At 32.0% G+C, this 12,918-nt stretch carries 14 protein-coding genes; 12 read left to right on the forward strand and 2 right to left on the reverse strand.

Annotated elements, in window-relative coordinates; translation table 11 throughout:
- The first annotated feature begins 103 nt into the window (after positions 1–103).
- The 12 genes from KMW28_RS12090 (at position 104) to KMW28_RS12145 (ending at position 10,734) form a co-directional block, all read left to right on the forward strand.
- Complete coding sequence (locus KMW28_RS12090) at positions 104–1,444, forward strand: TlpA family protein disulfide reductase (RefSeq protein WP_183363873.1); 1,341 nt, start codon at positions 104–106, stop codon at positions 1,442–1,444.
- 148 nt (positions 1,445–1,592) lie between these two features.
- Positions 1,593–2,783: a transglutaminase-like domain-containing protein gene (locus tag KMW28_RS12095; protein ID WP_169663197.1), complete on the forward strand. Its 1,191-nt coding sequence runs from the start codon at positions 1,593–1,595 to the stop codon at positions 2,781–2,783.
- Between the two features lie 94 nt (positions 2,784–2,877).
- Positions 2,878–3,372 carry an NUDIX domain-containing protein gene (locus tag KMW28_RS12100; RefSeq protein ID WP_169663196.1) on the forward strand — a complete coding sequence of 165 codons (495 nt, stop codon included), beginning with the start codon at positions 2,878–2,880 and terminating at the stop codon, positions 3,370–3,372.
- A 54-nt stretch (positions 3,373–3,426) separates the two neighbouring features.
- Positions 3,427–3,966, forward strand: a complete 540-nt coding sequence (gene pyrR / locus KMW28_RS12105) for a bifunctional pyr operon transcriptional regulator/uracil phosphoribosyltransferase PyrR (protein ID WP_066206658.1) — start codon at positions 3,427–3,429, stop codon at positions 3,964–3,966.
- A 70-nt stretch (positions 3,967–4,036) separates the two neighbouring features.
- On the forward strand, positions 4,037–4,957 hold the full coding sequence (locus KMW28_RS12110) for an aspartate carbamoyltransferase catalytic subunit (protein WP_066206655.1): 921 nt from the start codon (positions 4,037–4,039) through the stop codon (positions 4,955–4,957).
- Between the two features lie 224 nt (positions 4,958–5,181).
- Positions 5,182–5,898 (forward strand): LytR/AlgR family response regulator transcription factor, encoded by a 717-nt coding sequence (locus tag KMW28_RS12115; RefSeq protein ID WP_169663195.1) that lies wholly within the window; start codon positions 5,182–5,184, stop codon positions 5,896–5,898.
- 74 nt (positions 5,899–5,972) lie between these two features.
- Complete coding sequence (locus KMW28_RS12120; protein WP_169663194.1) at positions 5,973–6,449, forward strand: hypothetical protein; 477 nt, start codon at positions 5,973–5,975, stop codon at positions 6,447–6,449.
- Between the two features lie 122 nt (positions 6,450–6,571).
- A complete protein-coding gene (locus KMW28_RS12125; RefSeq protein WP_169663193.1) occupies positions 6,572–7,045 on the forward strand; it encodes a hypothetical protein in 474 nt (157 codons plus the stop codon).
- A gap of 152 nt (positions 7,046–7,197) precedes the next feature.
- The gene (locus KMW28_RS12130; protein ID WP_169663192.1) at positions 7,198–7,683 is read left to right on the forward strand and encodes a hypothetical protein; all 486 of its coding nucleotides are present in this window, start codon (positions 7,198–7,200) and stop codon (positions 7,681–7,683) included.
- 219 nt (positions 7,684–7,902) lie between these two features.
- Positions 7,903–8,805, forward strand: coding sequence for a sensor histidine kinase (locus tag KMW28_RS12135; protein ID WP_169663191.1), 903 nt, complete (start codon positions 7,903–7,905; stop codon positions 8,803–8,805).
- Complete coding sequence (locus KMW28_RS12140; RefSeq protein ID WP_066206636.1) at positions 8,786–9,511, forward strand: LytR/AlgR family response regulator transcription factor; 726 nt, start codon at positions 8,786–8,788, stop codon at positions 9,509–9,511. The genes KMW28_RS12135 and KMW28_RS12140 overlap by 20 nt, the downstream gene beginning before the upstream one ends.
- Positions 9,508–10,734 (forward strand): hypothetical protein, encoded by a 1,227-nt coding sequence (locus KMW28_RS12145; RefSeq protein WP_169663190.1) that lies wholly within the window; start codon positions 9,508–9,510, stop codon positions 10,732–10,734. The genes KMW28_RS12140 and KMW28_RS12145 overlap by 4 nt, the downstream gene beginning before the upstream one ends.
- 53 nt (positions 10,735–10,787) lie before the next feature.
- On the opposite strand, the gene KMW28_RS12150 is transcribed toward KMW28_RS12145, so the two are convergent.
- Both KMW28_RS12150 and KMW28_RS12155 read right to left on the reverse strand, forming a co-directional pair.
- On the reverse strand, positions 10,788–11,951 hold the full coding sequence (locus KMW28_RS12150; RefSeq protein ID WP_169663189.1) for an ABC transporter permease: 1,164 nt from the start codon (positions 11,949–11,951) through the stop codon (positions 10,788–10,790).
- A 4-nt stretch (positions 11,952–11,955) separates the two neighbouring features.
- Entirely contained in the window at positions 11,956–12,918 is a 963-nt protein-coding gene (locus KMW28_RS12155) for an HlyD family secretion protein (RefSeq protein ID WP_169663188.1), read from the reverse strand.

The raw sequence follows: 12,918 nt of genomic DNA on the forward strand, positions 1-12,918 counted from the left end.
GAAAATGTATCCGTTTTTTTATGTTCAGATAATTATAAAAATTGGCATAATAATTCTACTACTCGCTCTAGACCATAATTCTTTATTTAAAAAACAAGCAAACATGAAAAACTGCTATTTTTTTATTTTGATGATTTTCTTTATTAGTTGTGCTAAAAAGGAAAATTCTCTAGTGTATCAAAACCCCAACTCAAGTGATATAAAACTGGTAATGAACAGTGCATTATCACATTCTGAAATTGAAATCCCATCACATATAGAAGGAAATCAAATCCACTATACAATTGATAAAAATGCTTTCATCACTTTAAAAGATGGTGATTTAGAAATAGAATTCTTCGCTACCCCCTCTGGTTCAAGTGAGATTATTAGAGAAGAAAATAATCAATTTGTATTTAAAGGTGATCTAGGGAATTACAATCAAAGTGTATTTAATATACAAGCTAAGTTTGATCACTTTTTAGAAAACAATGTCCTCAGAAATACACAAAAGGAGGAATTGGAAGAAAAGATATCTCAATTAAAAAGTGATTTGATCAAAGAGATTCCAACGGATATAACCCAACAACAACAATTAGAAATTAAAGAAATGATTGCACTTGATGCTGCATTTTTACACATCAAGCATGCTATACAAACAGGGTATGGTCGACAAAAAGACTATAGTATACCTGAGCAATATGATATTCAAAATTTTAATATCGATATTCTAGAAAAATTATATGACGAGAACTTCAATTACTTATCATATTACATTCCGAATTATCTAAACTTGATGTTCCTTAACGATGAGATCTATCAGTTAGCTGGTGAATTCTATTTTGACTTAAGAACAGACGAATTTCAGAATTTAGATATAGAACCTCGTTTAAAAGAGATGTTTATCGCTTCTACAATAGCAGAGTCAATTAACACTCAAGGATTAAAAGACAACAACGAAGCGTCCTTATATCAGTTCTTACACGATTATCCAGATTACTCTCATAAAGAAGAATTAATCGCAACTTTGAAAAACAATTCCACTATGAAAGATGGGAATGTTGCCCCTATCATTCATGCATTTGATGCGAATGGAGAAATATTTCATTTAAAAAATCATGAAGGCAAAGTAGTATATATTAATGTATGGGCGACTTGGAATGAGAACTTCAATCAACAAATAAAAGATATTAAAGCTTTAAAGTCGAAATACGAAGGGCAAGACATTGAGATCATCTCCCTATCTGTAGACCGTGATCAACAACATTGGAAAGACTATATTGACTATTCAGGTGAGATTAAAAACAATATTTGGACTTCTAAAGTAGATCAGTTTTACAGTAATTATAAAGTCTACACTGTCCCTCGTTTTATTCTAATTGATAAAAACGGGAAATTAATAAATAGCTTTGCTCCCGCTCCTGATTCCAAAGAATTAGACGATTTGATTGCAGAAGCACTTTAATAAAAACATTATATACTTCAACAAAAGATGCACAAACGTGCATCTTTTGTTTTTTAATAGACTATTAATAAGTAATAACATTCATAAACACTCAAAAACACGAATAAATTGTAGATTACAGTATTATTTGAACCTATTATCAATGAAAATGAAAAAGTTATTACTTGTATTGTCGAGTTTACTATTCGTTTTTGGATGCTCTCCATCCAAAAAAATTGATGCACAATACGTAGAAGACCTTAACATCGCTTTAACTAAAGCTGGAGAAAACAGAGCTGAACTACAATTAGCAATTGATGAAATGTCGCAGGATAAGGTAAATGCAATGGCTTTTTTGATTGCCTATATGCCTGAGAGAGATTTAAAAACATTATCTGCCGAATATCTAATTAAGAATGTTAATCTGGCGTATAAGGCTAAAAACGAATTCCCTTGGGGAAATGAAATTCCAGATTCTGTATTTTACAATGATGTTCTTCCGTATGCTTTAATGAACGAAAGAAGAGATGATTGGAGAGAAGATTTCTACAATCGTTTCGCTCCTATCGTAAAAGATTGCAAAACTATGGAAGAGGCGATTACCATTATTAATGATACAATTATTGATGTGGTGAAAGTAAAATATTCTACAGAAAGAGAAAAGCCGGACCAATCTCCTTATGAGTCAATTGACCAAGGTTTAGCTTCTTGTTCTGGTTTATCTGTATTATTAGCAGATGCTTTTAGAAGTGTCGGTATTCCAACACGTTTAGCAGGTACACCAAACTGGACAACAAAAGAAGGCAACCATAACTGGAACGAAGTATGGCTAAAAGGACAATGGTATTTTACTGAATACTATCCATCTGGATTAGATAAATCATGGTTCTTGGCAGACGCAGGTGTGGCAGATACTAAAGACCCAAAACATTGGATTTATGCTTCCTCATGGAAACCCGCTCAATACGATTTCCCTTTGGTTTGGGATTACGATATTAAATACGTTCATGCACATAATGTAACGGATAGATATATTGATCTTTGGCACAAAGAACAAGCTCAAAATGTGGGTAAGGAAGGTAAAGTAGCCGTAAGAATCAAAATGTTCAAAAATAAGGCTTGTACTTTAATTAGTGATAATCGTGTGGAAACTGAAGTGACAATTTCTGCCGATAGGAAAATCATTGAAAGTGGTAAAACAGCAGGTCCTTTAAAAGACATGAATGATATTTTACAATTCTATTTGGATAAAAATAAAACCTATCAGATGACGTATTTTGATAGCAAGGGAAATCCTGTGACTAAATCGTTAGCTGTTGAGGCTGATAACATGGAACTTACACTTTATAAGGAAATATAGAACGAGGAGTTCTCAATTTACACCTAAACTAAAAAGTACTTGAGCAATCGAGTACTTTTTTTTATTCTCATTTCTTTGATTTAATTTCGAGGTCATGAAAAATGACAAAGCTGTAGAACAAACTTTTGGACACAGACTAAGGGTAAGAGTCTGTGGAGTGCTAGTTGAAGGAGAAAAAATTTTGATGGCTGTTCACAGAGGTATTGGTCCGAATGGTATCTTCTGGGCTCCTCCTGGTGGTGGTTTAGAATATGGAGAAACAGTCGATGATGCTTTGAAAAGGGAATTTTTAGAAGAGACCGGATTAGAAATTGAATTAAAAAAGCATTTATTTACTCATGAGTTCCATGATCTCCCATTACATGGTATTGAATTATTTTTTTTAGTTGAAAAAACGGGTGGAGTTCTAAAAATTGGTCATGATCCTGAAATGGAAGAGCAAATACTTGAAAATATGGTTTTTATCGACTTCAAAGAACTTGCTCAAAAACCAAAAGAAGAGAAGCATCATTTATTTAGACATTGTAATTCGTTAAAAGAACTCATCAATATGCAAGGTTTTTACAGCAATTTAAGAGAAAATTTGTAAACTTGTAAGATAGAATAAATAGGTAACAATTCCTGTTGAATTTCTAAAGATATAATGGCAAAAGTAAGCATATTACACGGACAGCTACTGGACATTACAATCAGTAGATTGAGTCAGCAACTTATAGAGAACCATGGTGATTTCTCAAACACTGTGATTATTGGGTTGCAACAAGGAGGAATTATTCTTTCAGAGAGAATAAGACAAAGAATTAAGGAGATGGAGAATATCGATGTCCCTTGTGGTCAATTGGATATTACTTTCCATAGAGACGATTTCCGTAGAAGAGAAAATATCCTTACCCCAAGTAAGACTGAAATTCCTTTTCTTATTGAAAATATGAAAGTGATTTTAGTAGATGATGTCATCTTCACTGGTCGTTCTATCCGTTCCGCATTAGATGCTATGATGGCTTTCGGAAGACCTCAAAAAGTTGAGTTACTTTGTTTAATCGACAGAAAGTATAGTCGCGATTTACCAATCGAACCAACTTATGTTGGCAAGGTAGTCAATTCTATACAATCACAATATATCACTGCAGAGTGGAAGGAAGAGGGTCATGATGATGATAATTTATGGCTTATCAACCAATAGATATTAACGGCTTTCAATAGATGGCCGTTTTTTTTAGATTCAGAAAAAGAGATAGAAATATATATATATAATGTTAAGTACGAAACACCTACTTGGAATTAAAGACCTTACAAGAGAAGACTTAGAATTGATATTTTCTACTGCTGATCAGTTCAAAGAAGTCATTAATAGACCGATCAAAAAGGTTCCTTCTCTTAGAGACATCACTATCGCCAACATCTTCTTCGAGAACTCTACTCGAACTAAACTATCTTTTGAATTAGCTGAAAAACGTCTTTCGGCTGATGTAATCAATTTTTCATCAAGTGGTAGTTCTGTAAAAAAGGGAGAAACTCTTTTGGATACTGTCAATAATATCCTTTCTATGAAAGTCGATATCATTGTCATGCGACATTCAAGCCCAGGCGCCCCTCACTTTCTTGCCAATCATATAGATGCAACCATCTTAAATGCAGGTGACGGTACACACGAACACCCTACTCAAGCCATCTTAGATACATATTCTATTCGTGAACGTTTGGGTACTGTTGAAGGAAAGAAAGTAGTTATTGTAGGAGACATTCTTCATTCAAGAGTGGCCTTATCCAACATCTTTGCCCTTCAAAAATTAGGTGCTGAAGTAATGGTTTGTGGACCACATACGTTAATTCCTAAATACATCGATCAGTTAGGTGTTCGAGTAGAACATGATTTAAGGAAAGCTTTAGAGTGGTGTGATGTTGCCAATATGCTTCGTATTCAGATGGAACGTCAGCTAGTAAAAAACTTTCCTTCTGTACGAGAATACTCACAACATTTTGGGCTAAATAAAGAGTTATTACAATCACTTGACAAGGAAATTGTTGTGATGCACCCAGGACCAATTAATCGCGGTGTAGAGATCACTTCTGATGTTGCAGACTGTGAAAATGCCATTATTCTCGATCAAGTTGAAAATGGCGTCGCCACTAGAATGGCCGCTTTATATTTGCTTGCAGGAAAGCAAAATTAAGATAAGAAAATCAAAAGGAACATTTTACAATGTTCCTTTTGCATTTCACACACAATTTACTGCTTTTCATAAATATTACTTTTGATTCCCTATTTTTATACCTAATTTAAAGTATTGATTATCATCTCATTGTCGTAAGTATTACTATTGTAAAATTAATTAAATCATTTATCAGCCTTTACCCCTACATCTTTACCATTGCTGATAAGAAACTATTTTTTGTAATGCCCAACCCTAATTACAATTCATCCATACATTGCGGTATTCTTGATGCTGATATAGGCAATCAGGAAAAGCTTTCACATTTTATTGATAAAGTGCCATTTTTATCATTAAAGGAAACCTATACTTCTCCTTTAGAGGCCGATAGTTCTCAATCATTTCATCTATTAGATGTGGTGTTTATTAATTCTGACTTGCCTTATATAAGTGGGTTAGACTGGATTGTATCAAAAAGTATTCCGCCTAAATTTGTTCTTTTATCTAAAGAATTAAGTGATGCTGCTTATGCATTTGATAATGATGCTTTGGATTTTATTTATGATTTAAATTTCACAAGATTTTATAAAGCTGCCAATAAAATTAAGCGATCCAAAGATGCTCGATACTCAGTGGCATCATCAAAATCTTTGTTTGTGAAATCGGAAAATAGAATAAATAAAATACCATTTGATGATATCATCTTTATAGAAGCTCAGAATAATTATATTCATATTAATACGAAGAAAAAAAAATATACTACCCTGATGAAGTTAAAAGAAGCTGAGGCCATTTTACCTCAACATCAGTTTATCAGAATTCAAAAATCTTTTATTGTCAATAAAAGTTTTGTTCAAGCAATTGAAGGAAATGCTGTTGTAGTTAACGAAAACCTATTTAACATCAGTCGACCTTTAAAGAAAAAAGTAATTGCATCGATAACTCAAGGCTACTTAGTTTAAAAACGAACTTGAGGTTGTAACAGTCTCAATTTGTATCCTAAACCTATTTTTACCCGATTAACTATTAATAATTTATGAAAACTATTGTAAAAGTATTAGGGGGAATACTACTCCTATGCTTTTGTTCATGTGACCTAATGTTAAGTGAGCCCTCCCCTGATTTCTATCAAGGTCAACCTCCTGGACAAGTAGGAAACAGTTCAAATGTATCGAATTCATCCACGAGTAATAAGCCTAATCGAAAGTCCTATAATATTGAATTACACCCTTTAACCAAAGATTGCAATTCCTTTGAACGCTTAACTTTATCAATTATTTCAGAACAAAATATAAAGACTTTTGAACGAAATGTGGAAACCAAAAATGGTAAAGCAACTATTATTATTCGTGATTTTATTCCTAATGGGGTGTATACCATGAAACTACATCTACCTAATTCACATAATACATTAAGAAGTCAGAAACTCTATGTAGATAATAGTGCCACTGATGATAACGACATTTATTTCCCTTATCAGAATTGTGAAACTGGTAATAGTAAAAATCAATAACACCTGCTGCATTTCACCTCGACAGATCTGCAGTTTACCAAAAATAATATCAATTACCCTAGATATTAATGAGATTTAAATATTGAAAATAACGAAACATTTACTCTATAAAATTTTTAATTATGAACACTCTATTAAAACTATTCTTTGTCCTCTTTACCTCTCTATTTATGTTTTCTTGTGCATCTGATGATGATGCAAATGGAGGAATCGTGCCTATTGGTTTAAATGCTGGAGATGACAATGATGATGCTACAAATGCTGGTGATGAAGAAGAAGATCCAAACATCTATATTTCATTGGTAGATACAACTGGATATTGTACAGCAAACAATGATGTATTATTTATTGTCACCACTCTAAAAGGTGAATTTTCTTCTGAAACGGCAGGACAACAAAATAATACGTATTTCGCATCATTTAATACAGAAGATTTAAATTCAATAGAAGATGCTAATGCAGTTAGTATTTCATTTAAAAATACAGTTTCAGATGAAACAATTGGATGGGCTGCCATAAATGAAGAAGCAATTGAATCTAAAAGAATTATTATTAATTATAATTCTTGTCTTGCAAATATTACTGCAGCAGAATAATTTAAAAACAGAGCTCTATTACTATAATTTTATAGAGCTCTGTTAAAACTTTATACGAACACTCATTTTGATAAATACTACTTATTTATTTAATCATATCAAATCGTTTGTATTATTTCCTTTTTATGACTTATTTCTTTAACCCACTACTTATGAAAACTATTAATCACATTATTGCTATCTTAATTCTATCTTTATTTATTGTTTCATGTGCTTCTGAAGGTGACGGTGCTGGAGGAATTACTCCTATTTCTTTAGGTAGTAACAATGGAGTAGATTTAGATGACACTGAAAAAACTGGCGTTATATATCTATTGATTGAAGACAATGCAGAAAGGTTTACCTGTGAAGCTGTTGAAAATATTCAAGTTCGAATGTATTTAAAAAGTGACGCAGAAAAAACTATTATAGATCAGGCTACTATAAGTAGGTATAACTCCAATGGTTTGTATTATACATTTAATTTAACTTCTACTTTGACTGCAGATTCTTATATTGTTGAGTATAGTTCTCCTGATATACAGAGTAATTTAGTATATCAGGTCGATATTACTTCTTCAGAAATTGAAAATGAATACTATAAAGCATTAACTACCAATGCTTGTTCCTTAGTATCGGTTGATGACAGTTTCGAATAAGAATTTTCAATAATTTGATATAAATTGCAATACAACACCATTCAATTCATATCAAATTATTTTACACAAAGTATACAGAAGGAAGAAAATTAACTAAACATGAATATTAACAGGACTCATTTTTTTACTATTTTCATATATACATTGGTTTTCTTTCTTCTGTATATTTATAATGACTTTTTTGGTCAACAAGGACAATGGTTGGGTTTATATCATATAATGAGTATTGACTTAATTACTTCCATTGTTTTATGTTTAGGATCTGTTAGTATTGTCTACTTTTGTATCAAATTAATTGATGCTAAAAAATTCTCAATAGCCATTGCCTTATTAATTCTTGGTTACATAGGTTTAGTGTATTTATATAACATTATCCTTTGGGAATTAAAATGGAATTATTATATCCCTTCCTATCAAAGAGTCACCATTACAGTAGACGACTTTATTGTCGTTTTCTTCCCTTTTGGTGTTGGTGCAGGTATTGAGATAATATTCGAACACCTCAAACAATTAAAAAATAAACAACAACTCATTCTCGAAAAAACAAAAGCTGAACTCAACTTCTTAAAAGGACAAATTAGCCCACACTTCCTATTTAATACCATCAATACTATTTTTTGGCTAATAGTTAAAGACCCAAAAGAAGCTCAACAGCTTTTAATGACTTTAAGCGATATGCTTCGTTATCAGTTATATGAATGTGAGCAAAACTTTGTTCCTATTCAAAAGGAAGTAGATTATTTAAATCACCTATTTAAAATACAAGAATCTCGTAAAAGAGAAGATGTAGTGATTAATAAAACAATTGAAATTGAAGACAAAAACTTCATGATTCCTCCCCTTTTATTTCTTCCCTTAATTGAAAATGCCATGAAATATGTCTCTCAAAAGAAGAAAGAAGAAAATTTTATTCACCTGTATTTGCAACAAAAGGAAAATTCTTGTGTCTTTGAAATACGTAACTCTGTAGATGAGAGTACTGTAAGTATCAAAGAAGACAAGAAATATAGTGGTATTGGTTTGTCTAATATCCAAAAACGATTAAAATTACTCTTTGGTGATGCCCATGAATTTAAAACTCTTCAATTAAATAATATCTATTATGCCAACATCAAATTCTAAACTCAAATGTATTGTTATAGACGACGAGGAACTAGCTAGAGAAGGACTTGCGAGTTATGTTGAACAAGTTCCATTTTTAGAATTAATTTCCACAGCTAAATCTGCTATGGAAGCACAAGAAATCATAGATGATCAAACAGTAGACTTATGTTTTTGTGATATTAACATGCCCTACTTATCAGGAATTGATTGGCTCAAAACTTTATCAAATCCTCCAATTATGATTCTAACTACAGCTTATTCTGAATATGCTTTAGAAGGATATGAAATCAATGTTTTAGACTATTTATTAAAACCTATTTCGTTTGATCGATTCTATAAAAGTTGCTTAAAGGCGAAAGATGCACATCAAAAAATTGCTACTGAACCTTTGGAGTTTATTTATATCAAAGTTGACCAACAGATCAAAAAGATTTGGTGTGATGACATTCAATACATTGAGGCTCAAAACAATTACATCAAGATTAAAACTGCTGAAAGCGAGTGTATCACTTATTTAACACTAAAAGAAATTCAAGAGAAACTATCCGATGATTTTATAAAAGTTCAAAAATCATTTATTGTCAATAAAAAAGCGGTCGATGCCATAGAAGGAAATTGTGTAATTGTTGGTGATCAGATGATTACATTAAGTAGAAATAATAAACAAGAAATTATCAATAGTCTTACCCAAGGAAATTTAATTATTAAGGGATTGAAATTATGAGATATTTATTTATCATATCGTTGATATTTTTATTGGGTTGTCAAGACAGTCATAATCAACTTTTATACAGACAAGGTGATGAGATTGTCGGCTTTGAGCTCACTGATGACAGTATTTCTTTTGTTTTAGATAGAAACAAAATCATCAATTTTATTGATTTAGAAGAGACTGCGTTTTTTGAAAACCCTCAAACTCCCAATTTTAATGATTATGATAAATACTTTGTAAGAAAGGAAAATATAGATATTCAGAAGGTCCACTTAGTTGGTACGTTTAATAAATATAAAGTCGACGATCGTTATTTATTAAAGAGAGATGGAGAAAACTGGAGAATTACATTTTCTAAATCGGAAATTATTCCGTCTGGCGGTGAGTTTCTATTTATCATCAATAATAAATATGCTGCTACTCCGAATTATAACCAATCGAAAAATTTTCATATGGAACCTTTCCGTGAAAATGAATTATTGAGATCTTATATCATTTGGTCTCTATATATTATTGATACGGAATATGAAGTGGGTTATAAAGTTGAAAACGATTCCATCTATTTTATTTTCGACCCTAGTATTTACTCCACTATCAATGATAATGAAGGAATTAAAGTACTTTATGATCCTGATGTGATTCAAAAGGTACAAGTGGCAGGAAGCTTTAACCAATGGACTGAATACTTTGAACTTCAACGCAAAGGAGATATTTTTTATAAAGCATTCCCATTGGATCAAAATATTAATAATTGGGGGGAGTTTAAATTTATCGTGAATGATTATTGGGTGAACCCTCCTTTCTATGCATTTAATAAGCTGGGACATTATTCTGGTATTCGACATTATAATTTCACATATCATATACCTAATAGAAATCACATAAATGGATATAGAATTGAAGGTGATGAAATCATTTTCTATGTGACCGTACACCCAACAGATTTATATACTTACTGGGAAAGAACCACTGCCGATCAGTTTAATTTTAAAAATATGTATTTATATGCCTCTTTTTTACCAGAAGGAAATGATAGAGTATTAATGGAAAAAGTAACTGATGATACTTACGAGAAACGATTTAATGTTAAAGATATTCCGAATGGAGTAAGCCATCAATTTAATTTTTATGGCAATGGAATGATCTTTTTAACTCCTCCTTATAATACAACTAATTTATCTCACACTGACATTTGGGATAATAAGCAATGGGTGAATTTTGAAATCAAAATATAAAAAAACACCTCCTAAATAATTTTAGAAGGTGAATATTCTTTTGGATCAACTATTTAATTTATTTCGACTTTTTTCTTTAATTTTTTAAACAATAGGAATAACATCACTATCGCCGAGAATAAGGTGATGACCAACATATTTTGAATATCTGGTAACACGCTTTGCATATCAGCATTAAAGTGAAGAACCTTTCTTAAAGCATGAAGGAAATGTGTTAATGGGATTACACTCGATATATGTTGAATCCATTCCGGCATGGCTTCAAGTGGCCATGTAAATCCAGATAGAATAAAACTTGGAGTGGAAATCACCATCAATACCTCCGTAGCTTTTAATTGTGATGGTAACAACCAACTGACTAAAATCCCCAAACATGTTAAGGACAAGATAAATACACTGGTTAATATCAATAAGACACCATAATTTGATGGCATTGGTAATTTAAATAATGGGAATAACGTCAATTGAAGTCCAATCCATAATGCAATACCAATCAACCAATAAGGAATCGCTTTAGAAAAGAAGACGGTTAATGGATTTTTAGTGATTTTTGAAATTTCTCCAAAAGTATTTTCCTCATGTTCTTTACTAAACGTGAGTGCCATGGCAAGTAAAAACACCTGTTGCATTACCGCACCAATAATACCTGGCCAAATAAAAGTAAGGTAATTGGAAGTGGCATTAAAATACCTTGTATCATCAATAGAAAATGCCTCCCATTGTTGTTTGGCTGTTTCTAAAGGAATACCCGTTTTATGCAAACCTAGAATTTCAATACCTGCGTTTAAAGTTCCTAATACAGTTCTAATACCAATATTCGCATAGTTACCTGTAATCATATTGGCACCGTTCACCTCTACTTGAATATGGGGATGACGTTTATAATTGATATCTCCTTCAAAACCATCTGGAATCCTTACAATTGCTTCAAAAGAAGGAAGGTCATCTTTTATGTCATCTTCTTTTGAGGATACTTGATTGACACTTAGATAAAAGTTTTCGTCCAAAGCATCAATAATTTTATGACTTAAAGGTGAGTTATCATGATCTATAACGGCGATACTCAAATCTTTCACCGAGGCTTGTTGATAGGTATACCCTACCAATAAACCGAAGAAAATAGGTGCTCCAAAAAAGACAGCAATAAGCACATCATTTTTAAAGAACATTCTCAATTCTCTTTTCACTAAGGTGTAAAATGCTTTTAATTCTTTCATCACCTTATTTTTTTGGCATTACAAAAGTGGTATTCGTTAAAAGCTTTTCTGCCTTTTTCATATCAGTAGGACGAATCTTTAACACATATAACGATTGGTCAATTTCATAATTCGGATTCATCGATTTACGAGTAGCATAAGACATTTCTTCTTTAATGCTGATTACTTTTCCTTTAACAACAATTGATTTATCAAAAGCGGAAGTCATCGTAACCGATTCGTTCAATTTATATTTTAATACTTCCTCTTCAGACATTGCGAATCTAAAGAAAGTACTATTATCTGCATAGGCTGTAAAAATAGAATATCCTGGCAAGGCCAACTCTCCTTCTTGTAAAGAAATCGATTCTACTCTCATTGCTTTTGGTGCTAAAATATATCTTTCAGAAAGTGCAATGTTTACCTCTCTTAATGCTCCTTTTGCTCTTTCTAACTGACCTAAAGCCATTCTTTGTTTTTCATTTCTAACACCTGAAACCACTTCTCTTTTCTTCGCTTCCGTACCTTCGTATTTGGCTTTTGCCATTAAGTACTTTGTACGAACTTCATCGTATTTCTGAGAAGAAATCAAAGAATCTTGGTACATCTCTTCGATTCTCTTAAAACTTTTTTCTGCGAATTGATATTGTTCTTTGGCTGCATCATAAGCTGCATCAACTTGTTCTAATTGTTCTTTAGTTGCCCCATTAAAAGCCATTTCATATTGTGCTTTCGCTGCCTTAACTGCACCTAATGCTTGGTCCAATTTAGCTTCAGCTTCAGGAAGATCAATAACAGCAAGAGTATCACCTTCGCTTACTTTCTGACCTTCTTCTACATTCATTTTCACCACTCTACCAGGAACTTTTGAAGCCACATATACCACTTCCTTTTTTACTTTCCCTTTATATTGTTGAGTTTGTTGCGGTTGTTCGGAACATGCAGTAATTAATAAAGCTCCTAAAACAACAGTATATATATTTTTCAT

The sequence above is a fragment of the Flammeovirga yaeyamensis genome (genome assembly GCF_018736045.1).
Taxonomy (GTDB): domain Bacteria; phylum Bacteroidota; class Bacteroidia; order Cytophagales; family Flammeovirgaceae; genus Flammeovirga; species Flammeovirga yaeyamensis.

Bases quoted from the DNA above. Each gene is read 5' to 3' on its own strand.
- KMW28_RS12090 (WP_183363873.1), top strand. From the start codon at position 104: ATGAAAAACTGCTATTTTTTTATTTTGATGATTTTCTTTATTAGTTGT.
- KMW28_RS12095 (WP_169663197.1), top strand. From the start codon at position 1,593: ATGAAAAAGTTATTACTTGTATTGTCGAGTTTACTATTCGTTTTTGGA.
- KMW28_RS12100 (WP_169663196.1), top strand. From the start codon at position 2,878: ATGAAAAATGACAAAGCTGTAGAACAAACTTTTGGACACAGACTAAGG.
- pyrR (WP_066206658.1), top strand. From the start codon at position 3,427: ATGGCAAAAGTAAGCATATTACACGGACAGCTACTGGACATTACAATC.
- KMW28_RS12110 (WP_066206655.1), top strand. From the start codon at position 4,037: ATGTTAAGTACGAAACACCTACTTGGAATTAAAGACCTTACAAGAGAA.
- KMW28_RS12115 (WP_169663195.1), top strand. From the start codon at position 5,182: ATGCCCAACCCTAATTACAATTCATCCATACATTGCGGTATTCTTGAT.
- KMW28_RS12120 (WP_169663194.1), top strand. From the start codon at position 5,973: ATGAAAACTATTGTAAAAGTATTAGGGGGAATACTACTCCTATGCTTT.
- KMW28_RS12125 (WP_169663193.1), top strand. From the start codon at position 6,572: ATGAACACTCTATTAAAACTATTCTTTGTCCTCTTTACCTCTCTATTT.
- KMW28_RS12130 (WP_169663192.1), top strand. From the start codon at position 7,198: ATGAAAACTATTAATCACATTATTGCTATCTTAATTCTATCTTTATTT.
- KMW28_RS12135 (WP_169663191.1), top strand. From the start codon at position 7,903: ATGAGTATTGACTTAATTACTTCCATTGTTTTATGTTTAGGATCTGTT.
- KMW28_RS12140 (WP_066206636.1), top strand. From the start codon at position 8,786: ATGCCAACATCAAATTCTAAACTCAAATGTATTGTTATAGACGACGAG.
- KMW28_RS12145 (WP_169663190.1), top strand. From the start codon at position 9,508: ATGAGATATTTATTTATCATATCGTTGATATTTTTATTGGGTTGTCAA.
- KMW28_RS12150 (WP_169663189.1), bottom strand. From the start codon at position 11,951: ATGAAAGAATTAAAAGCATTTTACACCTTAGTGAAAAGAGAATTGAGA.
- KMW28_RS12155 (WP_169663188.1), bottom strand. From the start codon at position 12,918: ATGAAAAATATATATACTGTTGTTTTAGGAGCTTTATTAATTACTGCA.